General features: G+C 68.1%; 25 protein-coding genes. 10 read left to right on the top strand and 15 right to left on the bottom strand.

What is annotated here, in order from left to right; all coding sequences use genetic code 11:
* Positions 1 to 23: 23 nt before the first annotated feature.
* The 5 genes from AAHB17_RS00695 to AAHB17_RS00675 all read right to left on the bottom strand — a co-directional run bounded on the left by AAHB17_RS00695 (position 24) and on the right by AAHB17_RS00675 (position 4,013).
* Entirely contained in the window at positions 24 to 1,433 is a 1,410-nt protein-coding gene (locus tag AAHB17_RS00695; RefSeq protein WP_342128485.1) for a sodium:proton antiporter, read from the bottom strand.
* Positions 1,434 to 1,507: 74 nt separating this feature from the next.
* On the bottom strand, positions 1,508 to 1,855 hold the full coding sequence (locus AAHB17_RS00690) for an FKBP-type peptidyl-prolyl cis-trans isomerase (protein WP_342128484.1): 348 nt from the start codon (positions 1,853 to 1,855) through the stop codon (positions 1,508 to 1,510).
* Between the two features lie 30 nt (positions 1,856 to 1,885).
* Positions 1,886 to 2,614 (bottom strand): nitroreductase, encoded by a 729-nt coding sequence (locus AAHB17_RS00685; RefSeq protein ID WP_342128483.1) that lies wholly within the window; start codon positions 2,612 to 2,614, stop codon positions 1,886 to 1,888.
* Entirely contained in the window at positions 2,611 to 3,063 is a 453-nt protein-coding gene (locus tag AAHB17_RS00680; protein WP_342128482.1) for an acyl-CoA thioesterase, read from the bottom strand. The genes AAHB17_RS00685 and AAHB17_RS00680 overlap by 4 nt, the downstream gene beginning before the upstream one ends.
* The gene (locus tag AAHB17_RS00675; protein WP_342128481.1) at positions 3,060 to 4,013 is read right to left on the bottom strand and encodes a histone deacetylase family protein; all 954 of its coding nucleotides are present in this window, start codon (positions 4,011 to 4,013) and stop codon (positions 3,060 to 3,062) included. The genes AAHB17_RS00680 and AAHB17_RS00675 overlap by 4 nt, the downstream gene beginning before the upstream one ends.
* 183 nt (positions 4,014 to 4,196) lie before the next feature.
* Here AAHB17_RS00675 and phaP point away from each other — a divergent pair, with 183 nt between their 5' ends.
* The gene (phaP, locus tag AAHB17_RS00670) at positions 4,197 to 4,742 is read left to right on the top strand and encodes a TIGR01841 family phasin (protein WP_342128480.1); all 546 of its coding nucleotides are present in this window, start codon (positions 4,197 to 4,199) and stop codon (positions 4,740 to 4,742) included.
* A 112-nt stretch (positions 4,743 to 4,854) separates the two neighbouring features.
* On the opposite strand, the gene AAHB17_RS00665 is transcribed toward phaP, so the two are convergent.
* Entirely contained in the window at positions 4,855 to 5,703 is an 849-nt protein-coding gene (locus tag AAHB17_RS00665; RefSeq protein WP_342128479.1) for an IclR family transcriptional regulator, read from the bottom strand.
* A gap of 145 nt (positions 5,704 to 5,848) precedes the next feature.
* On the opposite strand from AAHB17_RS00665, the gene AAHB17_RS00660 reads away from it, so the two are divergent.
* From AAHB17_RS00660 to AAHB17_RS00645, 4 genes are read left to right on the top strand one after another with little or no spacing between them, the layout of a single operon-like run.
* Complete coding sequence (locus AAHB17_RS00660) at positions 5,849 to 6,814, top strand: MBL fold metallo-hydrolase (protein WP_342128478.1); 966 nt, start codon at positions 5,849 to 5,851, stop codon at positions 6,812 to 6,814.
* Between the two features lie 33 nt (positions 6,815 to 6,847).
* Positions 6,848 to 7,813 carry a Bug family tripartite tricarboxylate transporter substrate binding protein gene (locus tag AAHB17_RS00655; RefSeq protein ID WP_342128477.1) on the top strand — a complete coding sequence of 322 codons (966 nt, stop codon included), beginning with the start codon at positions 6,848 to 6,850 and terminating at the stop codon, positions 7,811 to 7,813.
* Positions 7,814 to 7,827: 14 nt separating this feature from the next.
* The gene (locus AAHB17_RS00650) at positions 7,828 to 9,432 is read left to right on the top strand and encodes an FAD-dependent oxidoreductase (protein ID WP_342128476.1); all 1,605 of its coding nucleotides are present in this window, start codon (positions 7,828 to 7,830) and stop codon (positions 9,430 to 9,432) included.
* An 18-nt stretch (positions 9,433 to 9,450) separates the two neighbouring features.
* Complete coding sequence (locus AAHB17_RS00645) at positions 9,451 to 9,657, top strand: DUF2783 domain-containing protein (protein ID WP_342128475.1); 207 nt, start codon at positions 9,451 to 9,453, stop codon at positions 9,655 to 9,657.
* 18 nt (positions 9,658 to 9,675) lie between these two features.
* Here the strand turns inward: AAHB17_RS00645 and AAHB17_RS00640 are convergent, their stop codons facing one another.
* Both AAHB17_RS00640 and AAHB17_RS00635 read right to left on the bottom strand, forming a co-directional pair.
* Positions 9,676 to 10,344, bottom strand: a complete 669-nt coding sequence (locus AAHB17_RS00640; RefSeq protein ID WP_342128474.1) for a GntR family transcriptional regulator — start codon at positions 10,342 to 10,344, stop codon at positions 9,676 to 9,678.
* Between the two features lie 36 nt (positions 10,345 to 10,380).
* Complete coding sequence (locus AAHB17_RS00635) at positions 10,381 to 12,105, bottom strand: thiamine pyrophosphate-binding protein (RefSeq protein WP_342128473.1); 1,725 nt, start codon at positions 12,103 to 12,105, stop codon at positions 10,381 to 10,383.
* A 178-nt stretch (positions 12,106 to 12,283) separates the two neighbouring features.
* On the opposite strand from AAHB17_RS00635, the gene AAHB17_RS00630 reads away from it, so the two are divergent.
* Positions 12,284 to 13,834, top strand: a complete 1,551-nt coding sequence (locus AAHB17_RS00630; RefSeq protein ID WP_342128472.1) for a class I adenylate-forming enzyme family protein — start codon at positions 12,284 to 12,286, stop codon at positions 13,832 to 13,834.
* Between the two features lie 31 nt (positions 13,835 to 13,865).
* Here the strand turns inward: AAHB17_RS00630 and AAHB17_RS00625 are convergent, their stop codons facing one another.
* The 7 genes from AAHB17_RS00625 to AAHB17_RS00595 are packed head-to-tail and all read right to left on the bottom strand — an operon-like array spanning position 13,866 to position 20,108.
* Positions 13,866 to 14,354 carry a GAF domain-containing protein gene (locus AAHB17_RS00625; RefSeq protein ID WP_342128471.1) on the bottom strand — a complete coding sequence of 163 codons (489 nt, stop codon included), beginning with the start codon at positions 14,352 to 14,354 and terminating at the stop codon, positions 13,866 to 13,868.
* On the bottom strand, positions 14,351 to 15,055 hold the full coding sequence (locus AAHB17_RS00620) for an ABC transporter ATP-binding protein (RefSeq protein WP_342128470.1): 705 nt from the start codon (positions 15,053 to 15,055) through the stop codon (positions 14,351 to 14,353). The genes AAHB17_RS00625 and AAHB17_RS00620 overlap by 4 nt, the downstream gene beginning before the upstream one ends.
* A gap of 1 nt (position 15,056) precedes the next feature.
* Positions 15,057 to 15,809 (bottom strand): ABC transporter ATP-binding protein, encoded by a 753-nt coding sequence (locus tag AAHB17_RS00615; protein WP_342128469.1) that lies wholly within the window; start codon positions 15,807 to 15,809, stop codon positions 15,057 to 15,059.
* A 13-nt stretch (positions 15,810 to 15,822) separates the two neighbouring features.
* A complete protein-coding gene (locus AAHB17_RS00610; protein ID WP_342128468.1) occupies positions 15,823 to 16,707 on the bottom strand; it encodes a branched-chain amino acid ABC transporter permease in 885 nt (294 codons plus the stop codon).
* The gene (locus AAHB17_RS00605; protein ID WP_342128467.1) at positions 16,707 to 17,588 is read right to left on the bottom strand and encodes a branched-chain amino acid ABC transporter permease; all 882 of its coding nucleotides are present in this window, start codon (positions 17,586 to 17,588) and stop codon (positions 16,707 to 16,709) included. The genes AAHB17_RS00610 and AAHB17_RS00605 overlap by 1 nt, the downstream gene beginning before the upstream one ends.
* Before the next feature lie 12 nt (positions 17,589 to 17,600).
* Positions 17,601 to 18,824, bottom strand: coding sequence for an ABC transporter substrate-binding protein (locus tag AAHB17_RS00600; RefSeq protein ID WP_342128466.1), 1,224 nt, complete (start codon positions 18,822 to 18,824; stop codon positions 17,601 to 17,603).
* A 39-nt stretch (positions 18,825 to 18,863) separates the two neighbouring features.
* Positions 18,864 to 20,108, bottom strand: a complete 1,245-nt coding sequence (locus AAHB17_RS00595) for a metal-dependent hydrolase family protein (protein ID WP_342128465.1) — start codon at positions 20,106 to 20,108, stop codon at positions 18,864 to 18,866.
* A gap of 174 nt (positions 20,109 to 20,282) precedes the next feature.
* On the opposite strand from AAHB17_RS00595, the gene AAHB17_RS00590 reads away from it, so the two are divergent.
* From AAHB17_RS00590 to AAHB17_RS00575, 4 genes are all read left to right on the top strand, one after another.
* The gene (locus tag AAHB17_RS00590; RefSeq protein ID WP_342128464.1) at positions 20,283 to 21,263 is read left to right on the top strand and encodes a LysR family transcriptional regulator; all 981 of its coding nucleotides are present in this window, start codon (positions 20,283 to 20,285) and stop codon (positions 21,261 to 21,263) included.
* Positions 21,264 to 21,425: 162 nt separating this feature from the next.
* Entirely contained in the window at positions 21,426 to 22,079 is a 654-nt protein-coding gene (locus AAHB17_RS00585) for a GntR family transcriptional regulator (RefSeq protein WP_342128463.1), read from the top strand.
* The gene (locus AAHB17_RS00580; RefSeq protein ID WP_342128462.1) at positions 22,066 to 22,692 is read left to right on the top strand and encodes an isochorismatase family protein; all 627 of its coding nucleotides are present in this window, start codon (positions 22,066 to 22,068) and stop codon (positions 22,690 to 22,692) included. The genes AAHB17_RS00585 and AAHB17_RS00580 overlap by 14 nt, the downstream gene beginning before the upstream one ends.
* A 29-nt stretch (positions 22,693 to 22,721) precedes the next feature.
* A complete protein-coding gene (locus AAHB17_RS00575) occupies positions 22,722 to 23,918 on the top strand; it encodes a CaiB/BaiF CoA transferase family protein (RefSeq protein WP_342128461.1) in 1,197 nt (398 codons plus the stop codon).
* Positions 23,919 to 23,931: the final 13 nt, after the last annotated feature.

Here is a 23,931-nt window from a genome sequence, read left to right as displayed (position 1 = left end):
CCTTGTGATCGTGGGAGACCTGTTCAGCGGAACCAGATGACGGTGATGAGGGCGAACAGCGGGATCAGCACCGCGCCCGACCACAGCATGTAGCCAAAGAAGCTGGGCATGCCAACGCCGCGGTCTTCGGCGATGGCCTTGACCATGAGGTTGGGGGCGTTGCCGATGTAGGTGTTGGCGCCCATGAAGACCGCGCCGGCCGAGATCGCGGCCAGGGTGGGAGCCAGGGTGGTCATGAGCACCTGCGGGTCGCCCCCGGCGGTGTTGAAGAACACCAGGTAGGTCGGGGCGTTGTCGAGGAAGGAGCTCAAGGCACCGGTGGCCCAGAAGTAGGCTGCAGGGTCGGGCGAGCCATCGGACCGGGTAACGGCGGCGATGACGGCACCAAACGGTCCGTTGGCGCCGGCCTTGAGCATGGCGATCACGGGGATGATGGTCAGGAAGATGCCGGCGAACAGCTTGGCCACCTCGGCCATGGGCGCCCAGGCAAACTGGTTGTCCACGTGCACCTGGGTGGGCGTGAGCTTGAGCGACAGCAGGGTGACGCCGATCAGGCCGACGTCGCGCACCAGGCCGGGCAGGCCGACGTCCGTGCCGTGGATGTGGATCAATACGTCCGACTTCCAGAAACCGCTGAGCAGCACCAGGCCGACCACGGCGCCCAGCAGCAGGAAATTGACGCTGCCGTCGAAACCGATGCCGCGGGTGTCCGGCGTCGGGTCGGCTGGCAGGCACTCGTCTCGGCGGTGGTAGAACCAGCTGTCCAGCGCGAAGAAGATGGCCAGCAACGCGCCCACGAGGAACAAGGTCTCGGGAAAGATGTGGGAGATGGTCCAGAAGAAATCCACCCCCTTGAGAAAGCCCAGGAACAGCGGTGGATCACCCAGCGGGGTGAGCGAGCCGCCGGCATTGGAGACGATGAAGATGAAGAAGACCACGGCATGAGCCTTGTGCCGGCGGTTGTCGTTGGCGCGCAGCAACGGCCGGATCAGGAGCATGGACGCGCCCGTGGTGCCCATGAAGCTGGCCAGCACCGCGCCCAGGCCCAGGATGGCGGTGTTGAGTCCCGGGCTGCCATGCAGGTTGCCGCGGATGTAGATGCCCCCCGAAACGGTGAACAGCGCGGTCAGCAGGATGACGAAGGGGATGTACTCGGCCAGCAGCGCATGGACCAGGCTTTGCGAGGCCACGCCGACCCCGGCCCAGGCCGCGAAGGGCAGCAGAAAGGCCAATGCCCACGCCGCCGAGACCTTGCCGAAATGGTGGTGCCAGAAGAGCGGCGCCAGCAGCGGCGCCACCGCAATCGACAGCAGCAGACCGGCGAAGGGCAGGCCCCACACAGGGGACAGGGCGGCACCGTCGAAGTCGGCCGCCCCGGCCAGGCCGGGCAAACACAGGGCAGCCAGCAACAGCGGCCAACGGATCTGACGCATCGTCTCCTCCAGATGGGAATGACCGACCTACGGGGTCGGCTTGTTCTTCTTGTGACGCCGTCGGCGCCGCGGGCTCAGGCCGCCAGCAGTTCGACCTCGAACAGCAGCGTGGCGTTGGGCGGAATCACACCGCCCGCGCCGCGTGCGCCGTAGCCCAGGTCCGCCGGGATGACCAGGCGGCGCGTGCCGCCCACGGCCATGCCCTGCACACCCTCGTCCCAGCCCTTGATGACGTGGCCGGCACCCAGCGGGAACACGAAGGGGTCGTTGCGGTCCTTGCTGGAGTCGAACTTGGCGCCCAACACGCCGTCGTTGTAAAGCCAGCCGGTGTAGTGCACGGTGACGCGCTTGCCCGCCTTGGCCACGTCGCCGGTGCCGGTGACGGTGTCGTCGTATTGCAGGCCGGAAGGGGTGGTGATCATGGTGTGTTCCTTGTGATGAAAAAAATGAAATCAGTCCAGCCAACGGGTGAACGACGCCACCGTCTCGCGCGGCGTGTGGAAACCGTTGACCTTGTCGTCCGGATCGGCATAGCCCAGCGACATGCCGCAGACCAGCATCTCGCCCTCGCCAGCGCCGATGTGGGGCAGCACGATGTCGGTGTAGTCGACCCAGGCCGCCTGCGGACAGGTGTCCAGGCCGTGGCCACGCGCGGCCACCATGATGTTCTGCAGGAACATGCCACAGTCCACCAGCGAGCCGCGCCCCAGCACCTTGTCGATGGTGACCATGATGCCCACCGGCGCATCGAAGAAGCGGAAGTTGCGCTGGTGCTGGGCGTGCATCTTGTCCTTGTCGCCCTTGGTGATGCCCAGCAGGCCATAGAGGCCCCAGCCGTTCTCGCGCCGGCGGTCGATGTAGGGGCTGACCCAGTTCGTGGGGTAGTAGTCGTAGGCGGGCTTGCGGGCGGCGGCCAGGGCCGGGTCGGCGCGGCCGGCATCGTGCGCGGCGCAGACCTTGTCCACCAGGCCGTCGCGGCTGGCACCCTGCAGCACATAGACCTTCCAGGGCTGGGTGTTGGTGCCCGAGGGCGCGCGGCTGGCCACTTCAAGCAGGTGGGCGATGGTCTCGCGCGGCACCGGCCTGGGCAGGAAGGCGCGCACCGACATGCGGCTGGTGATGGCCGCGTCGACGCTGGCCGGATCGATGGCGGCGTGGGTGCCGGCCGCGGGCGGGTTCATGGACACAGGGCGGTCTCCAGGGTTTGTTTGAGCCGTTCAGGCAGGGGCACGGGCCGGCGCGTGGCACGGTCCACATACACATGGATGAAATGGCCGGCGGCGGCGCACAGTTCGCCATCGGCGGCGAACAGGCCCACCTCGTAGCGCACGCTGGAGCGCCCCAGGTGGGCCACGCGCAGGCCGGCGTGCACGTCTTGCGGAAAGGCCAGCGGGGCGAAGTAGTTGCACTGGGTTTCGATCACCAGCCCAATGACCTCGCCGGCATGGATGTCCAGCGCGCCCTGCTCGATCAGCCAGCCATTGACCGCCGTGTCGAACCAGCTGTAATAAACGACGTTGTTGACGTGGCCATAGATGTCGTTGTCCATCCAGCGCGTGCCGATGGTGCGGAACACCCGGTAGGCGCTGCGGGCCTGGGGCTGGGGCTTGGCGGGGACGGAAGCGGTCATGGTCGGCGATTGTGCCAGCGCCGCGCGTAGTGCACCGCCACCTGCCAGGTGTTGCGTTGCACCTGCACCGTGGTGGCGATGTCGCGGCCATAGCCGCCGGCCATGCTCATGGCCAGCGGCACGCGCCGCTGCCAGGCCCAATCGAAGACACGGCGGTCGCGCGCCTCCAGCCCGTCGTAGCTCAGTTTCATGCGACCCAGGCGGTCGCCCTCGTGGGGGTCGGCGCCGGCCAGGTAGAACACCAGGCCCGGCTGCACCCGCCGGTCCAGCTCGTCCAGTGCCCGGTCCAGCGCGTGCAGGTACTCGTCGTCCCCACAGCCGTCCGGCAGGGGCACGTCCAGGTCGCTGTCCTCCTTGCGGAAGGGAAAGTTCTTCTCGCCGTGCAGCGACAGCGTGAACACCGACGGATCGTGGCGGAAGATGCTGGCCGTGCCATTGCCCTGGTGCACATCGAGGTCGATCACCGCCACCTGCAGGCCAGGACGGCCGCTGCGCGCGTGCTGGCGGCCCCATTCGGCCTGCAACAGCCGGGCCGCCACGGCCGCGTCGTTGAACACACAGAATCCGCTGCCCTTGTCGGCGTACGCATGGTGGGTGCCGCCAGCCAGATTGGCCGCCACGCCGCCACCGTCGAGCGCCGCCCGCGCCGCCTGCACGGTGGCGCCAACAGAACGCCGGGCGCGCTCGACCATGGCCGGGCTCCAAGGGAAACCGATCTCGCGCTGGGCGGCCGCGCTGAGGTGGCCTTCGGTCACTGCGGCCACATAGCCCGGGGTGTGCACCAGGGCCAGTTCGCCATCGCTGGCGGGCAGGGCTTGCAGCAGTTCCACATCGGGCAACTCGGTCGTGATCAGCTCGCGCAAGGCCGCGTATTTGCCCATGGGAAAGCGGTGGCCTGTTGGCAGGGGCAACACGAAATGGTCGGCGTAAAAGGCTTTCACGGCACACATTGTGTCTGGAACATGAAATCCGACCGATTTAGAGCCTGCCGTCGAAAATGTTGCAATGCAACAAAAAACGCTTGCAAATCGGCGGCAGCTTCCTATAATTCAAACCATGTTGCAGCGCAGCATAGGCCTCCAGGTCCAGCCGCTCTGCCCCTTCATTTGCAACCATCCTCAGGAGTCCTGACCATGCTGACCGCAGAACAAATCATCGCCGCTCAAAAAGCCAACGTCGAAACCCTGTTCGGCCTGACCCAGAAGGCCTTCGAAGGCGTCGAGAAGCTGGTTGAGCTGAACGTGCAAGCCACCAAGGCCGCCCTGGCCGAGACCGCCAACAGCACCCAGGCCGTGCTGAGCGTGAAAGACGCCCAGGAACTGCTGACCCTGCAAGCCAGCCTGTTCCAGCCCCTGGCCGAAAAGACCGTGGCCTACAGCCGCCACCTGTTCGACATCGCTTCGGGCACCTCCGCCGAATTCGGCAAGGCCGCTGAAGCCCAGGCCGCCGAAGCCCAGGCCAAGTTCATGAACCTGGTCGACAACGCCGCCAAGAACGCCCCCGCCGGTTCCGAAACCGCCGTGGCCGTGATGAAGAGCGCCGTGTCCGCCGCCAACAACGCCATGGAGTCGGTGCAGAAAGCCGTCAAGCAAGCCGCTGAAATGGCCGAAGCCAACTTCAACACCGTGACCACCACCGCTGTCAACGCCGCCAAGACCACGGCCGCCAAGAAGCGCTGATCCACCGTCACGGCACACCGGATTTTCTGGTTGTCTCCTCGGATCTCTTCGAAATAGGATTTCAGGGATCCCTTCAAGCCCCGCTCACCGCGGGGCTTTTTTTCGTCCGCGCTCAGCCGGCTTGAACGGGCTCCACATGTCCCAGGCGCTGGGAGAGCATGTTGCCGACCTCGCGCAGCGAACGCGCCTGCGGGCTGTCGGTGCGCAGGTCGAGCAAGGCGCTCGGGCCGATGGCCGCAATGGCCAGCACCAGCCGGCCGAAGCCATCGAACACCGGCACGGCCAGGGCACTGAGCCCCACCAGCAGCTCGTCCTTGACCCGAGCCATGCGCTCGCGCCGGATGTCGGCCAGTTCGGCCGCGAAGGCGGGCTCGTCCAGCGCACCGGGCAAGCCCTCTTCGGCCAGCGCGGCCTCGATTTCGGCGCGCTCGCGGAAGGCCGCGAACACCTTGCCGGTGCCCGTCGTGCGCAACGAGGCAGGCATGCCGTGACGCATGGATACCCGCACCGGCGTCGGACCGTCCTCCACCCGGATGATCACCGGCCCGGTGGCGCCCCAGACCGCCGCCGACACCGTGTTGCCCAGACGCAGCGCCAGCCCCGGCAATTCGGCGATCACCAGGCGCACCGGGTCGATCTGCTGCAGGCTGATCAGGCCCAGCTGCATGGCCAGCGGGCCCAGCCCGTAGTGGCCGCTCAAGGGGTCCTGCTCGATCAGGCCCACCTTGCAAAAACTCACCAGGTAGGGGTGCGACTTGGCTGGCGTCAGGTCGGCCGCGCGGGCCAGGTCCTTCAGGGCCATGGCCCGGCCCGAGCGCGCCAGCGCCTTCAGCAACTGGCTGCCGACCTCAATGCTCTGTATGCCCCGGGGACCACGGCCGGCGCCGCTGTCGGCCTCGCCGTCGAAGTCTTCGGCACGGGCGGCCAGCGGCGGTGAAGGGAGGGAGGAAGGGGTGTGCATGGGGTGGGTGGTGAGCGATTCTGCCATTCTACGGGTTTACACCTATGCAAATGAATTTGCCATTATCGAATTTTCTCACTACCATCCGTTAATTCGTTTTAGACGAACGATTTATTCATAGTCAAATTTTGGAATGAAGCCCACCATGAACACCAAGACCTTCGCGTCCGCCGCCGATCTCGAGGAAAAGACGGTCAGCTTCGACCGCCTGTCCGAACACGCCTACGCCTACACGGCCGAGGGCGACCCCAACACCGGCATCATCATTGGCGACGACGCGGTCATGGTGATCGACACCCAGGCCACGCCGGTGATGGCGCAGGACGTGATCCGCCGCATCCGCGAGGTGACCGACAAACCCATCAAGTACGTGGTCATGAGCCACTACCACGCGGTGCGGGTGCTGGGGGCGTCGGCCTACATGGCCGAAGGCGGCGAGCAGATCATCGCCAGCCGCGACACCTACGACCTGGTGGTCGAGCGCGGCCAGTTCGACAAGGACAGCGAGATCGGCCGCTTCCCGCGCTTGTTCCGCAACGTCGAGAGCGTGCCCGCCGGCCTGACCTGGCCCACCCTGACCTTCGAGGGCCGCATGAGCCTCTGGCTGGGCCAGCTCGAAGTGCAGCTGATCCAGTTGGGCCGAGGCCACACCAAGGGCGACACCGTGGTCTGGATTCCGTCCGAGAAGATTCTCTTCAGCGGCGACCTGGTCGAGTTCGACGCCACGCCCTACGCGGGCGACGCCTACTTCAAGGACTGGCCACAGACGCTGGACAACATCGCGGCGCTCAAGCCCGAAAAACTGGTGCCCGGCCGCGGCGCCGCGCTGCAGACGCCCGAGCAGGTGCAGGCCGGCCTGGCCGGCACGCGCGACTTCATCCGCGACCTCTATGCCAGCGTCCAGGCTGGAGCGGCAGCGGGCCGGGACCTGCGCCAGGTCTACGAGCAGACCTTCGCCGCCCTGCAACCCAAGTACGGCCACTGGGTCATCTTCAACCACTGCATGCCCTTCGACGTGACCCGCGCCTATGACGAGGCCACGCAATACCCCGACCCGCGCATCTGGACGGCCGAGCGCGACCGCCAGATGTGGCTCGCACTGGAAGGCTGAGCCTCCTTTTTCATCCACCCCGGAGACACAACCATGCAACGCAAGACCTTCATCCAATCCCTGCTGGCCCTGGCCCTGGGCGCCACCACACTCGCGGGCCAGGCGCAGGACAAACCCATCGAATGGGTGGTGGGCTACGCCGCTGGCGGCGGCTCCGACGTGGTCGCCCGCGTCATCGCCGAGGCCATGTCCAAGCAGCTGGGCCGCACCATCATCGTGACCAACAAGCCCGGTGCCGGCACCAACATCGCCGCCGACTACACGGCCCGCTCGCGCGACCTCGGCAACGTCCTGTTCACCGCCGACTTCGCCACCCTGGCCGCCAACCCGACGCTGTTCACCAAGCTCACCTACAACGCCGAAAAGGACTTCCAGCCGGTGGGCCTGCTGGTGCGTTTCCCCATGTTCCTGGTGGTCTCCAACACCGTGCCGGCGAACAACCTGCACGACTTCACCACCTGGGCCAAGGCGCAGAAGGAGCCGGTCGCCTGGGGCTCGGCCGGTCTGGGCAGCCCGCACCACCTGGTGGGTGAGCTGTTCCGCGAACAAAGCGGCCTGCGCCTGACCCATGTGCCCTACAAGGGCGCCGCCCCGGGCGTGCAGGACGTGGTGGGTGGCCAGATCCCCGCCATGTGGCTGGACAGTGCCACCGCCTACCCTTTCATCAGCGGCAAGAAGCTCAAGGCCATCGCGGTGGCCAGCCCGGCGCGTGTGCCCACCATGGCCGACGTGCCCACGGTGAGCGAGCAGGGCATCAAGGGCTTCGAGGGCTACGCCTGGCAAGGCCTGGTGGTGCCGACCGGCACACCGCCCGAGGCCACGGCCCGGTTCGCCAGCGCGCTGCAGCAGGCGCTGGGCCAGACCGTGGTCAAGGCCCGCATGCAGGCCATGGGCCTGGAAACCCTGCCGGGCACGCCCGAGCACATGGCCAGCTACGCCCGGGCCGAGCGCGAGAAGTGGGGTGCCGTCATCACCAAGATCGGCGTCAAGCTGGACTGAATCGAGGCCCTCAGATGCAGAAGACCTACACCTACCCCGAATACGCCTACGTGCAGAGCGGGGAGCAGCGCAGCGGCGTGCCCCAGCGCCATCCGGTGCTCATCATCGGCGCCGGCCCCATCGGCCTGACCCAGGCGCTGGACCTGGCCCACCGGGGCGTGTCGACGGTCATCATCGACGACAACAACACCGTCAGCGTGGGCTCGCGGGCCGTCTGCTACGCCAAGCGCCCACTGGAGATCTGGGACCGCCTGGGCGTGGGGGAGGCCTTTGCCGAAGCCGGCGTGCAGTGGAAGGTCGGCAAGGTCTTCTTCCGCGACACGCTGGCCTACGGCTTCGACCTGCTGCCCGAGACGCAGCACAAGATGCCGGCCATGATCAACTACCAGCAGTACCACCTGGAGGAGCGGCTGGTGCAGGCCTGCGTGGACTCACCGCTGGTGGATCTGCGCTGGAAACACAAGCTGCTGGCCATCGAGCAGCACGCCGACCACGCCACCCTCACGGTGAAGACGCCGGACGGCATCTTCAAGATGGAAGCCCAGTGGGTGGTGGCCGCCGACGGCGCCAACAGCGACACCCGGCGCATGACCGGGGCCGATTTCACGGGCCAGTTCTTCCAGGACCGTTTCCTGATCGCCGACGTGGTGATGAAGGCCGATTTCCCGACCGAACGCTGGTTCTGGTTCGACCCGCCCTTCCACCGCCACCAGAGCGTGTTGCTGCACAAGGAATGCGACAACGTCTGGCGCATCGACTTCCAGCTGGGCTGGGACGCCGACCCGGTGGAAGAGAAAAAGCCAGAGAACGTGATCCCGCGCATCCAGGCCATGCTGGGCGCCGACGTCGAGTTCGAACTCGAATGGGTGTCGGTCTACCAGTTCGCCTGCCGCCGCATCGACCAGTTCCGCCACGGCCGCGTGATCTTCACCGGCGACGCGGCCCACCAGGTCTCGCCGTTCGGCGCACGCGGTGCCAACACGGGCGTGCAGGACTGCGACAACCTGGGCTGGAAACTCCAGGCCGTGCTGGCCGGCGACGCCCCGCTGGCGCTGCTGGACACGTACCACGAGGAGCGCGCCTTCGCGGCCGACGACAACATCGGCCACTCGACCCGCGCCACCGACTTCATCACGCCCAAGAGCCGCAGCTCGCTGCGCCTGCGCAACGCGGTGCTGGAGCTGGCCCGCACCGAGCCCTTCGCGCGTCCGCTGGTCAACAGCGGGCGCCTGTCCACGCCCACGCCCTACCTTGCGTCCTCGCTCAACACGCCCGACCGCGACAGCTTCCAGGGTCAGATGCGCCCCGGCACGAATTGCGCCGACGCTCCCATCGAACGGGGTGGCCGCGCGGCCTGGCTGCTCAACCAGCTGGGCCAGGGCTTCGTGCTGCTGAGCTTCGGTCCCGCCGCACCGGTGACGGTGGGCGGTGTCACCGCCCAGGTGCTGGAAGTGGGCCAAGACATCATCGACCGCGAAGGTGTGCTCACCGAGCGCTACGATGGCCAGCCCGGCACCGTCTACCTCATCCGCCCCGACCAGCACGTGGCCGCGCGCTGGCGCGCCTTCGACGCCACGCTGGCCCAGGCCGCGCTGGCGCGCGCGCTGGCCCTGCACTGACCCCCCACGAGACACGCCATGCCACTCCAACGAGAAGCCCACATCGCCGACCCCGACGTGTTCTACGCCGAACTCATCAACGCCCAGCGCGACCTCAGCGACGAGCAGGCCGACATGATGCTGGCCAAGCTGGTGCTGATCCTGGCCAACCACGTGGGCGACCGCGCCGTGCTGGCCGAGGCCATCGCCCTGGCCCGCGACAACACCCTGGCCACGGCCGGCTGAACTGGCACGCCCCGCGGCTCAGGTCGCGGTTTTTTCGTGGCCCAGGCGCGCGATCATGAAATCGGCCGCCTCCTGGATATGCTGGCGGGCCAGCTGCTCGGCGCGCTCGCCGTCACCGGCCGCGATCGCCTGCAGCAGCGCTTCGTGCTGGTCCCAGATGTCGCGCGGCTTGTTGTCGCGCATCAGCACCTCGCCCATCACCCGCTGCGTGTTGGTCCAGTGGGTCTCCATCGACGGCGCCACCATCGGGTTGCCCGACAGGCCATAGACGAAGTCGTGAAAAGCCATGTCGGCCTCGATCATGGCGCTGACCGACCCGCTGGCCACCGCCTGACGCCCGGCACGGATGAAGGCCGGTCCCTTGGCCTGGGCGGTCACGGCATTGGTCTGGGCCGCCTTGCGGAAGGCCAGGCCTTCGATGACGGCACGCACGTCGTACATGTGCCGCACGTGCTCGAGGTCCAGCTCGGCCACCTGCAGGCCACGGCCCGGCGCGTCGCGCAGCACGCCCTGGTTGCGCAGCAGGGTCAGGGCCTGCTGGACCGGCTGGCGCGACACGCCCAGCTCCTGGGCGATCTGCTCCTGGATGATGCGGGCGCCCGGCGGCAGCTTGCCATCGGCAATGTCGGACAGGATGGCCTTGTGGACCTGGTCCACAAGGCTGGGAGCGGATAACAGCGGCCTCATGTGCCACATCCTAGCGGACCACCCGCCCGGTGCCGCTCAGGCGCCCTGGCGCCAGTGGCGCTCGGCCTCGTCCCAGGCCGCCAGGGGCTGCAGGTCGGGCACCCAGGCCAGGCCCGACTTGGCATCGGACGACGCGGCCTCGGGCGTGACCACCACGTCCAGCAAGGCCGGGCGGTGGGCCATGGCACGCGCCATCGCGCCCGGCAGGTCCTCGGGCCGGGTCACCCGTTCCGCATGCATGCCGAAGGCCCGCGCCATGGCCGCGTGGTCGGCGAACTGCAGGTGGGTGCCCACCACCTTGCCATGGGTTTCCTGCTGGTCGCGGACCTCGATGGCCCAGGAGCCGTTGTTCGCCACCACCACCAACAGCGGCGCGCCATGGCGCACGGCGGTGTCGATCTCCATGGCGTTGAAGCCAAAGGCGCCATCCCCGGTGGCCACCACCACCGTGCGCTCCGGGCAGGCCAGGCTGGCGGCCACGCCAAAAGGCGTGCCGACGCCGATGCAGCCCAGCGAGCCGGGGTCCAGGTAGGTGGACGCGGGCAGGCCGACGCGGGCAAAGCTCAGGAAATCGCCGCCGTCGGCCACCACCACCGCGTCGGCGGGCAGCACGTCGCGCAAGGCCGCCAGCACGCGGTTCGGGTGCATCAGGCCATCGCTGCCGGCGGGCGCCTCACGCATGGTGGCGAGCAGCTTGTCCGAACGCTGCAGGTGCTGCTCGCGCAGGCCGCGGGCCCAGGCGGTGTCGGTGGCGGGCACGCGGTCGCCGGCGGCCTGCAGGATGGCTTCGAGCGCCAGGCGTGGCGACGCCAGCAGTTCGACCGCGCCCCGCCGGTTGTCGCGCAGCTCGGCGGCGCAGTCGGCGATGCGCAGGAAACGGGCCTCGCCGAACACGGCCGGCGAGCCGTAGGCGAGCTGGAAATCGAGCCGGCGGCCCACCGTGACGATCAGATCCGCCTGGCCCATCACCGCACCGCGCATGGCCGCCACGACGCTGGGATGCCCGTCGCCCACCAGGCCCCGGCTCTCGCCGGTGTCCAGGTAGGGCGCGCCCAGGCGGGTGAGCAGCGCGCTCAGCGCCTCGCCAGCGCCTTGCGCCCCTCGGCCCGAGATGAACAGCGGGCGTTTGGCCGACCACAGCAACTCCGTGGCCGCTTCGACGGCCGACGCGGCCGGCGCTGGCGGGGACAACGGCGTGGGGTTGAAATGCTCGGGCAGCAGCACGGCGCTGGCGACATCGGCCCGCAGCGTGTCGACCGGGAAATCCAGGTAGACCGGGCCGGGTTCACCCGCCTCGCCCAGCGCGCGGGCGCTGGCCTCGGTCAGCTCCTGCAGCACCAGGTCCGGGTGGCGCACCGTGCGGGCATAGCGTGTGATGCTGCGGACCAGGTCGGTGTGCACGATGTCCTGCAGGGCGCCACGGTTTTCCTGGGCGCTGGGCGGCAGGCCCGACAGGACCAGCACCGGGGCGCGGGCCACGTGGGCGTTGGCGATCCCGGTCATGGCGTTGGTCACGCCCGGCCCGGCGGTGACCAGGGCCACACCCAGGCGACCGGTGAGCTGTGCCTCGGCATGGGCCATGTAGACGGCCGCCCGCTCGTCACGCACATCAACGATGCGTATGCCCTCCGCGTCCAGGCGCATCCACAGCGGCATGATGTGGCCGCCGCAGAGGCCGTAGACGCGCTGGACGCCGCGCTGTTTGAGAAAGCGGGCAATGACGGCGGCGGCGGATTGTTCGCCGATGGAAGGTGCGGCCATGGTGTCTCCTGGGTCGTGGGGCGCAAGGCTCTCCGTTCGTCGGCGCGCTCGCGAAGCGTGTGCCGGAACGGGAGGCTTGTCGCTACTATATTCGAACTCTGAATTCAGAGTTCGAATTAACCAAACCGGACCGACGAACGGAACCCGGACCCCGATCCGCACCACCAGGAGACCCGCCATGAGCCACCTGCTCACCATCGCCGACGCCGTCGCCACCCACGCCCGGCTGACCCCCGGGAAGCTGGGCGCCCGCGACTCGCGGCGCGCCCTGAGCTTTGCCGAATGGGACGAACGGGCCTCGAAGCTGGGTGCCGGGCTGCGGGGCCTGGGCCTGGCCCCGGGGGACCGCGTGGCGGTGATCGCCTACAACTGCCTGGAGTGGATGGAAATCTACGTGGGCATGGCCCGCGCCGGCCTGGTGGCCGTGCCCCTGAACTTCCGCCTCACCGGCCCGGAAATCGCCTACATCCTGGGCCACGCCGAGGTCAGCGCGCTGATCGCGGGGTCCGACTTCTGCGCCACGGTGGATGCGCTGCGCGCCGACCTGCCGATGGCGCCCGGCCGCTGCGTGGTGCTGGACGGTCCCCCCGCCCCGGGCTGGCTGGCCTTTGAGGCGCTGATCGCGTCGGGCGACCCCGCTTACCCCTTCGAACGCGTGCGCCCCGAGGACCGCTGCGCGCTGATGTACACCTCGGGCACCACGGGCCGCCCCAAGGGCGCCATCCGCAACCATGGTGGCAGCACCCTGATCGCGCTGGCAACGGCACTGGAGATGGGCTTCACCCGCGACGACACGGCCTTGCTGGTGATGCCCCTGTGTCACGCCAACTCGCTGTACTTCGGCACCACCTTCATCCACCTGGGCGCGACCTGCATCATCGACGACCGCCGCAGCTTCGACCCCGAGGCCCTGCTGGCCACGCTGGCGAAGGACAAGGTGACCTTCACCTCGCTGGTGCCCACCCACTACATCATGGTGCTGGCGCTGCCCGACGAGGTGAAACAGCGCCACGACGTGAGCGCCGTCGGCAAGCTCATGATCTCATCGGCACCGGCCCGCAAGGACACCAAGCTGGCCATCCTCGAGCACTTCCGCAATGGTCGCCTCTACGAGCTGTACGGATCGACCGAGGCCGGCTGGGTGACCCTGCTGCGCCCCGAGGAGCAGATCGTCAAGCTCGGCTCGGTCGGGCGCGAATGGGCCGGCAGCGGCGCCATCCGCCTGCTGGACGAACACCACAACGAAGTGCCCGACGGCGAGGTGGGCGAGCTGTTCTCGCGCACCGCCTACGTGTTCGATGGCTACTGGAACAACCCGGAGAAAACGGCCGAGGCCTTCGACGGCGAATGGTGCTCGGTCGGCGACATGGCGCGGCGCGACGCCGACGGCTACATCTGGCTGGTGGACCGCAAGAGCAACATGATCATCAGCGGCGGCGAGAACATCTACCCCTCGGAGGTCGAGGGGGTGCTGGGCGCCCACCCCCAGGTGAAAGACGTGGCGGTGATCGGCGTGCCCCACGACAAATGGGGCGAGGCGGTGCTGGCCGTGGTGGTGCTGCACGCCGGGCAGTCGGCCACCGCCCAGGAACTGCGCGACTGGTGCCGCCAGCGCCTGGCCGGCTTCAAGTGCCCGACCTCGGTGCGCTTCATGGCCGACGCCGACATGCCCCGCACCGCCACGGGCAAGATCCTGCACCGGGTGCTGAAGCAGCAGCTCCAGCCCTGAGCCTCGCGCCTTGGTCCTCAGTCCTTGGGCCTCAGGACCAGGCCAGCGCCAGCAGTTGCGCGAAAGGCCTGGCCACCAGCACGTGCTCGGGCGTGAACCAGCCCGCCTGGTGCAGCAGGTTGAGGCTGCCAAGGGTGCCACGCGGTCCCACGATGGGGATGTTCATGGCCGATCCGCAGCCCAGGGCAAAAATCGTCTCGTGGTCGAAGAAGCGTGCCCGCACCTCATCTTCATCAACGGAGATGATGGGGTCGCCATCGCGCAGCATGGCCGTCAGCCAGCGGTCGTGGGTGATGTCCTTGTGCCCGCCGACCGGGTAGCGGGCCAGGTCGTTGGTGTGCATGCGGTGGAGCCGGCTTTCCTCCAGCTTCAGGATGGTGAGCAGCTTGTAGCCCACGAGCTCGTCCATGGCGCGTTCGACCTCGCGGTAGAGCGCGCCCGGGCCTTCACGCCGCCACACCTCGGTGGCGCAGGCGAAGCGCTCCAGGCCCTGGCGTGTGTCCGGTACCGGTTGATTCATGCCTCGTGCCCCAGGTACAGCTCCACCGCGCGCGGGTCGTCGAGCAGGCCCGCCGCCGGCCCGGACATCGCCACCCGCCCCTGGTCCATGATGTAACCGCGCTGGCTGATCTGCAGGGCTTCGCGGGCCCGCTGCTCCACCATCAGCACGGCACAGCCCAGCTCGGGCAGGCGCACGATCTGGTCGAACACGGTCTTGACCAGGGCCGGCGACAGCGCCGCCGTCGGCTCGTCCAGGCAGATCAGCCGGGGGCGCGACATCAAGGCCATGGCAAAGGCCAGCTGCTGCCGCTCGCCGCCCGACAGTGCGCCGGCCCGGCGCTGCGCCATGGGCTGGAGCGCGGGAAACAGCTCGAACATCTCGGCCGCCCGCCGCCGGACCTCCGGCACACCCTGCACCACCAGCAGGTTGTCGTGCACCGTGAGGCTGGCGAACACGTTGGCCACCTGCGGCACGTAGCCGATGCCCATGGTCAGCCGGCGCTCGGTCGATGCGCGGGCGATGTCCTGCCCTTCCCACAGGATGCGCCCGGCCAGACGCGGCAACAGCCCCATCACCGCCTTGATCAGGGTGGACTTGCCGGCACCGTTGGTGCCCACCACGGTGACGATCTCGCCGGCCGAGACCTGCAGTTCGACACCTTTGAGGATGTCCACCTCCGAATAGCCGCCACCGATGTTCTCTACATGCAATACCGTCACGTCAGGCTCCCATATACGCTTCGCGGACCCGCTCGTCCGCCATGACCTCGGCCGGTCGGCCCTGGGCCAGCAGCTTGCCGCGGTCCATCACCACCAGGCTGGACGCCAGCTTGGCCAGCATGTGCAGGTTGTGCTCGACGATGACAAACCCGATGCCCTGCGCGTGCAACTCGGCGATCCGCTCCGAGATCTGCTCGATCAGCACCGGGTTGACGCCCGCGTAGGGCTCGTCGAGCAGCACACAGCGCGGCTCCAGCATCAGGATGCGGCCCAGCTCCAGCAGCTTCTTCTGCCCACCGGACAGGGCCCCGGCGGGCTGGCCGGCCACCGCGTCCAGGCGCAGGAATCGCATCCATTTCTCGGCCCGCTCGCGCAGCGCCTGCTCCTCCTGCGCCACCCGGCGGCGGCGGAACACCAGCGACCACAGGGACTCGCCGGCCTGGTCGCCCGGCGCCGCCATCATGTTTTCCAGCACCGTCAGGTGGCGGAATTCGCGTGGCACCTGGAAGGTGCGGCACATGCCCATGCGGGCGCGCTCGAAGGCGGCCTTGCCACTCAGGTTCTGCTCCAGGAAACGGACCTCGCCTTCCAGCGGCTGGATGAAGCCGCTGATGACGGAGAACAGCGAACTCTTGCCCGCCCCGTTGGGGCCGATCAGTCCCACGATGCTGTTGCTCGGCATGCTGACGGACATGCCGTCCAGCGCGCGGAACTCGCCATAGGCCAGCGTGAGATTGCGTACTTCGATGCTCATGGATTCCCCCCTCTCAACGCTTGCGGCCGAACAGGCCATGCGGCGCAAAACGCATGAACAGGATCAGGGCCAGGCCCACCGCGGCCAGCCGCACGCTGGACATCGCGACCTCCGAGATGCCCGGCACGACGTCGCGGATGACCCGCGAGCCCTCCAGGAAGGCCACCAGCAGGAAGCCCCCGGCGACAGCCCCGCGCAGACGCCCGATGCCGCCCATGATGATGGCCATCCACACGTAGAAGGTGATGACCGGCGTGAACTGATCGGGCGTCACCAGGCTGATGTAGTGGGCGTAGAAAGCGCCGGCCAGGCCGCCGACCGCGCCGCCCAGCATCAGCACCTGGGTCTTGAAGCGCGCCGGGTTCTTGCCCAGCGCCAGCAGCGCGGTTTCGTCGTCGCGGATGGCCTGGATCAGCCGGCCATAGGGGCTGCGGGTGACGTGGCGCAGCAGCCAGACCACCCCCGCGCAGACCAGGGCCATGAGCGCGGCCAGCGCCAGGTCGTTGACAAAGTTCGATGGCGACACCGCCAGCAGGCGCGGCACGCCGGGAATGCCCTGGCCGCCGTTGGTCAGCTCTTTTTCGCTGATCAGCACCAGCCGGACGATCTCCGAGAAGCCCAGGGTCACGATGGCCAGGTAGTCGTCCTTGAGCCGCAGCGCGATGCGCCCCAGCGGCCAGGCCAGCAGCGCGGGCAGCACCATGGCCAGGGCAAAGCCGGCGGCGGGTGGCCACTGCAGCCGCACGCTGCAGATGGCCGCGGCATAGGCCCCGACGGCAAAAAAGCCGACGTAGCCGAAGTTGATCAGGCCGGTGAAACCGTACTGGAAGTCCAGACCGACCGCCAGCAGGACATAGATCAGCGTGGTGATCAGTATGGCGAGCAGATAGCCTTCCATCAGCGGACTCCCTGGGTGCGGTTGAACAGGCCTTGCGGGCGCCACAGCAGCACCAGCAGCATGACGGCGTAGGCCAGCGCGATCTTGTAGGTGAAGCCCACGAAGGGCGTGGACAGCTCCTGGAAGGCCCCCAGCAGCACCGCCCCGGCCACGGCCCCCAGGGGGTTGCCCAGGCCACCGACCACCGCCGCCGCGAAGGCCGACAGCAACAGCTCGGCGCCGGCCTCGGGGCTCACCAGGGTCTTGATGCCCACCAGCAGGCCGGCGATGCCACAGACCCCGCCGACCAGGGCCCACATCTGGGCGTTGGTGCGGCGCGTGTTGATGCCGACCACGCGGGCGAGGTCGTTGTTGTCGGCCATGGCGCGCAGCACCCGCCCGGCCGGCGTCTTGAAGAGCAGGAAAAAGACCGCCGCCATGGTCAGCAGCGACAGGGCACCGACGACCGCGTCGATGGGATTGAGCGCGACATCGCCCCAGGTCCAGGCGCGCATCATGGGCATCTCGAACATGTTGTGCTCGTGGCCAAACGCCAGACCCAGCAACGCGCGCAGCAGGAAGCCCAGGCCGATGGAGGTCAGCAGCAGCGTGACGCCACTTTGCCGGGCCACCGGCTTGAAGACCAGTTGCCAGGACATCCAGGCCACCGCGACGCCGGCGACCACGCCGCCCAGTGCCGCGGCCAGGAAGGAGCCCCCCGACAGCTTGTAGGCCCCGAAGGCGCCAAAGCCACCGACCGACACCAGGTCGCCCGTGGCGGCATTGGGGAAACGCGCCACACCGAAGACCAGGGTCACGGCCAGCGCCGGCAGCGCGATCAGCAGCCCTTCAGCGATGCCGTTCAAGGCCAGGTTGGCGATATCGGCTAGACCCAGTTGCATGGCCATCCCTTTTCAGCGGTTCACGAGGTAGGCCTTCTGCCAGACGCCCGCCTTGATGATGAAACCCGCGAAGGTGGGATCGACGTCGTTCTCGTTGTCGAAGTCGATCGACGAGGACGCCCCTTCGTAGTTGATCTTCTTGCCCTGCTTGAGCAAGGCCTTGCCTTCGGCAAAGGAACCCACGGCCTGGCCGGCGCCGGTGGTGACCTCGTGGATCTTCTTGGCGATGGTGGCGGTGTCGGCGTTGGGGCCGGCGGCCTCCACCGCGAGCGCCAGCACGTTGACCATGTCGAAACACATGGCGGCGTAGACGTTGCTGGCCGCCGGCTTGCCCATCGCCGCTTCGTACTGGGTGGCGAACTGCTTGTAGGCGGCGGCGCCTTCGTTGACCACAGACTCGACCACCACGATGCCCTCGATGGCCTCCTGGCCCAGGGCGCTCATGAACTGCGTGTTGGCCGCGAAACCCGGCATCACCCACTTCATCTTGGTGCCGGTCTGGAACCAGTCGCGGATGATGATCACGCCGTCGGGCGCGTAGCCGGACAGGATGATGCCATCGGGCCGGGAACGCAGCACCTGCTGCAGTTCGGAGCGGTAGCTGGTGCGGTTGGGCTCGTAGAGCACGAAGTCCGACAGGCTGCCGCCGGCCGCCGTCCATTCGCGGCGGAAACCCTCGGCGTGGGGCGCCGTGGCCGGGTTGTTGAGCGCCAGCACGGCCGGGCGCTTGAAGCCCTCCTTCTGCGCCGCCTTGACGAAGGCCTTGCTCAGGTGCTTGGAGCTGCCCTGGTAGCGGAAGCCGAGCTGCTTGGCGTTGGTCTTCGCGTCGGCCAGGCTCACCGCGCCGGACGTGTGCATGAGGATGGCGTTGGCGTCGTTGGTCAATGGCATCACCGCCAGGGACACACCCGAGGCCCAGGTGCCCAGGATGGCCTGCACCTTGTTCACCTCGATCAGCTTCTTGGCCGCCAGCACCGCCGCGTTGGGCGTGGTCTGGTCGTCCTCGGCGAACACCTCCAGCTTGCGGCCAGCGGCGCCACCGGCCGCGTTCACGGCGTCGGCCGCGAACAGGATGGACTTCTGCATGCCGCCGCCGTAGTTGGCGCCAGCGCCGGTGATGGGGTTGAGCGCACCGATGCGGAAGCTGCCGGTGGTTTGTGCCTGGGCGGGCCAGTGGGCGAGCAGGGAACTGGTGGCTCCAGCGACCAACAGTTGGCGGCGGTTCAATGCGGACATGGCGATTTCCTTGAGAAGTTGAAAGAAAACAGGCGGCAATCAGAGGTCTTGGCGTTTGACCACCTGTCCGTCCTTGACGATGAGCTTGAGCGATTGCACGGGCCGTGCCAGGCACTCCACCGAGTCCAGGGGGTTGCCTTCGACCACCAGCAGGTCGGCGATGGCGCCTTCGCGCACGACACCGAGCTGGCCCTCCATCTGCAGCACCTGGGCGGCGATGGTGGTGGCGCTGGCCAGCACCTGCTGCGGCGTCTGCACGGCGGCGCGGATGAGGAACTCCTCGCTCTGCCGCGAGTGGGTGTCGCCCAGCAGGTCGCTGCCAAAGCCGATTTTGACGCCGGCCTTCTGCAGGATCTCCAGCGACTTGACGCCCCTGTCCAGCACACCGTGGGCCTTGGCCACGCTGTCGGGCGGCAGACCCAGCGCGGGGCCCTGCTCGACCAGCGCGCGGTAGGTGACCAGGGTGGGCACCGCGAAGGCACCGTGGCGCGCCATCACGGCGGCGGCCTCGTCGTCGACCAGGTTGCCGTGTTCGATGGTGCGGATGCCACATTCCACCGCGCGGATGATGGCCTTGGGCGTGTAGGCGTGGGCCATCACATAGGTCTGCCGTCCCTCGGCCTCTGCCACGATGGCCTTGAGTTCGTCGGTGGAGTAGCCATAGGCATCGATGGGATCGGCGGGCGAGGCCACGCCGCCGCTGGCCATGACCTTGATCTGGTGGGCCCCCATCTGCAACTCTTCGCGCACCGCCTTGCGCACCGCGTCCACGCCGTCGACCACGCGGGCGATGGCGCCGATGCGGAAGCTGCAGGCGCAGGAGTCGACGATGGGCAGGTGATCGCTGCGCGGCCGGAAGTCCCCATGGCCGCCGGTCTGCGACAAGGCGCGGCCACTCACGAACAGGCGCGGCCCCTTGGCCAGGCCGTCGGCCACCGCTTCGGCCAGGGCGCGTTCCGCGCCACCGGCATCGCGCACCGAGGTAAAGCCACGCATCAGCATGCCTTCGAGGATGGGCACCGAGCGCAGCAGCACGAACACATTGGGCATGCGCACCTGGCTGCCCAAGTCCATGCGAACCGCGGTCACGTGCACGTGCAGGTCGATCAGGCCGGGCATCAGGGTGCGCCCGCCGACGTCGATCACCTCGGCGCCGGCGGCCTCCAGGCGGTCGCGGCTGATGCGGCGGATGCGGCCGTCCTCGACCAGCACGTCGCGCTGGTCGCTGAGTTCGCCCTGGTCGATATCGAGCACCCGGGCGCCACGCAAAATCAGAACTGACACTTTTGTTCCCCAACTGGGCTGACCGTCCGGGCACCGCACCCGGACCTGCTGCCTGGACGCCACTGTCGCGGCTGCGCCCGGCCTTGTCTAATGGATTGATGGAATCGTCTCATCACCAAAATCAATGATCCCGCTACACTGGGCCTCTTCCACCGACCTTTGCCAGGCTCGCCCATGAAAGACAACTTCAGGACGCTGGACCTCAACCTGCTGCGGGTGTTCGCCGCCCTCATGGCCGAAGGCAATGTGACCCGGGCGGCCGACCGCCTGGCGCTCACCCAGCCGGCGGTCAGCAACGCGTTGAGCCGCCTGAGGCAGTCGCTGGGCGATGCGCTGTTCGAGAAGACCCAGTTCGGCGTGCGCCCGACGGCCCGGGCCAGGGAGATGTGGTCGGTCATCCAGCCCCACTTCGACGCGCTGCGCACGGCGGTCTCGCCAGACACCTTCGACCCCCTGACCTACAGTGGATCATTGACGGTGGCAATGTCCGACTACACGGTGGAACGCGTGATGCCGCGGCTCTCGGCCTTCCTGAGCCAGAAGGCCCCGCACCTGCGCCTGGACCTGGTCCAGTACAGCGTGTCCAACCTGCCGACCATGTTCGACAAGGAGGGGGTGGACTTCGCCATCGGGGCCTACCTCAACGACACCAGCCAGGCCAGCGGCATCCGGACCCACGAGCTGTGGCAGATCCACTCCTCGTGCCTGATGCGCAAGGACCACAAGCTGGCCAAGGGCCGCCTGACGCTGCAGAAATTCCTCAACGCCCGGCACGTCGACGTGCGCCTGCCGGGGATGTACACACCGCTTTACGACAACCTGCTGTCCGGCCACGGCCTGCGGCGCAACCTGGTGCTGACGCTCAACCACTATTCGCAGGCGCTCGCCGTCATCGACCAGTCGGACTGCATCGGCGTGCTGCCCACCTCGTTGATGGACCTGAGCCCCTACGCCAGCTCGCTGGTCTCGGTGGAGCCACCCATCCCGATGCCGATCCGGCCGCTGGGTGTCATCTGGCACCAGCGCCGCGACGCCGAGCCCGCGCACCGGTGGCTCAGGACCGCCATCGTGACCATGTTCGCGCGGGGCGACGCACCACCGCGCAGGCCCGCCAAGGCGCGCACCGCGCGAGCACGCCCCGGCACGCCCGCCTGAACCGGCGGCGCCCCGCGCCACCGTGGGCATTGGTTTTCCGTACCCTTATCGGAACACGATTGTCGACATTAAAACTCGATAATGGCCAAAACATGGGCATTTCTACCCTTATTTTGGTATTGATGTATACAATCAAACCCATCAAGGCCTGGAAAATCGTCGATGGAAACCGTTGCCTCCCGCATCTACGCCGCCATCAAGGCACAGATCATTGACGGGCATTACGCGCCCGGCGCCCGCATCACCGAACAGCATGTCGCGGCCGAGTTCAACGCCTCGCGCACACCGGTGCGCGAAGCCATGCGCCAGCTGGTGGCCGACGGTTTTGCGCTGTTCAAGCCCAACAGCGGCACCGTGGTGCGCGAATGGACGGCGGGTCAGGTGCGCGAGATCTTCGACCTGCGGGCGCTGATCGAAAGCGAGATCGCCGGCCTGGCCGCCGAGCGCATCGGCGCCGCCGACATCGCCACGCTGGAGCGGCTGCAGGACGGCATCGAGTCGCACGGCGCCGACACCGATGCCACCAACACCGCCCGCATCGGCCCGCTGAACCGCGAGTTCCACGGCCTCATCGCCCAGGCCAGCCAGAACGAGCGCCTGGTCGCCATGTTGTCCAACGCGATCGAGGTCCCCATCGTCCAGCAGACCTTCCGCCGCTACACCGGTGCCCAGCTGGCGCGCAGCTTCGGCCACCACCGGGAGCTGATCGAGGCCTTCCGCGCCCACGACGGCGCCTGGGCGCGCTGTGTCATGGGCAGCCACATCCACGCCGCCAAACACACCCTGCTCGGAGGCCGTCCCCATGTCCAGCCCTGAATCCCTGCAAACCAACTATGGCCACGGCGCCTTCGGCCAGCGTCTCGGCTTCGGCAACTGCCAGGCACTGGTGATGATCGATTTCGCGCAGGCCTACTTCGTGCCCGGCTCGCCGCTGTTCGCCAACCGGCCGGAGGTCATCGCCCTGGCCGAGGCGCTGCTGCGGTGGGCACGGGCACGCGGTCTGCTGATCTGCCACACCCGGGTCGAGTACCGCGCCGACGGCCTGGACGGCGGGATCTTCTTCCGCAAGGTGCCCGCGCTCCAGGTCTTCTGCGCCGGCAACCCCCTCGGCGAGGTGGTGCCCGCCCTGGCGCCCGGCACCGGCGAGCCGGTGGTCACCAAGCAGTACGCCAGTGCCTTCTTCGGCACCTCGCTGGCCAGCACGCTGCGCGCGCAGGGCGTGGACTGCGTGCTGCTGGCCGGCATGAGCACCAGCGGCTGCGTGCGCGCCAGCGGTGTCGACGCGCTGCAGCACGGCTTCATTCCGGTGGTGGTCGCCGACGCTTGCGGCGACCGCCACCCGCAGCCCCACGAGGCCAACCTCTTCGACCTCAACGCCAAGTACGCCGACGTGATGACGCTGGCGCAACTGCAGGCCGCCCTGCCCTGACCCGACGCCCTCCACCGACACGCAAGACCATGGCCCTCGAACACATCACCGTTCTCGACCTCACCCACATGCTCTCCGGCCCCTACGGCACCATGATGCTGGCCGACCTGGGCGCGCGCACCATCAAGGTCGAGCCGCCCGGCACCGGCGAGGGCACACGCCGCCTGCTGGAACACGACCCCGACTATTCGCGCCACGGCATGGGGGCCTACTACCTCACGCTCAACCGCAACAAGCAGAGCGTGTGCATCGACCTCAAGAGCGAAGCCGGACGGGCGGTCTTCCTCGACCTCGTGCGCCACGCCGACGTGGTCTACGACAACTTCAGCGTCGGCGTACCCAAGCGCCTGGGCATAGACCACGCCACGCTGTCCCGGGTCAACCCGCGCATCATCACCTGCTCGGTCACCGGCTTCGGCGAAACCGGCCCGGAGACCCAGCGCCCCGCCTTCGACCAGGTGGTACAGGCCATGGGCGGGGGCATGTCCATCACCGGCACGCCCGAGACCGGCCCCACACGCAGCGGCATCCCGATTGGCGATCTCGGCGGCGGCATCTTCGGCACCATGGGCGTGCTGGCGGCCATCGCCGAACGCGAACGCACCGGCCTGGGCCAGCACGTGGACGTGTCCATGCTGGACGCGCAGGTCTCCATGCTCAACTACATGGCCACCATGTACCTGATGTCGGGCCACGTGCCCGAAGGCATAGGCAACAGCCACTTCGTGCACGTGCCCTACAACAGCTACCCCACGGCCGACGGGCACATCATCCTGGCCTGTATCGGCGATCCCTTCTTTGAACGTTTTGCCGAGTTCGCCGGCATCCCCGAGCTCATGGACCCCGCGTTCAAGAAGCAGCCCGCGCGACTGGCGTCCAAACCGCGCATCGATGCCCTGATCACCGAGAAGTTCAGGACCCAGCCCACCGCCCACTGGCAGGCGGAACTGCAGAAGGCCCGCATTCCCTGTGGCCCGGTCAACAACTTCCAGCAGGCGCTGGACGACCGCCAGGTGCGCGCCCGCGACATGGTGGTGGACGTGCGGCTCAAGACCGGTGAAACCGTGCAGATGCCGGGCAACCCGATGAAGCTGTCGGGCGCGCAGGCCCGCGCCTTCACGGCGCCCCCCGGCCTGGGCGAACACACGCAGCAGGTGCTGGCCGGCCTGGTCGGTTATGGCGCCGAGCGGCTGGCCCGCCTGCAGGCCGAAGGCGCCATCGCCTGAAGGCCGGAGCCCC

Origin of the sequence: Hydrogenophaga sp. OTU3427, assembly GCF_038440225.1 — a bacterium.
Taxonomy (GTDB): Bacteria; Pseudomonadota; Gammaproteobacteria; order Burkholderiales; family Burkholderiaceae_C; genus Hydrogenophaga.
The sequence above is the reverse complement of the archived record's forward strand: the minus strand, read 5'-3'. Positions and strand labels throughout refer to the sequence as shown.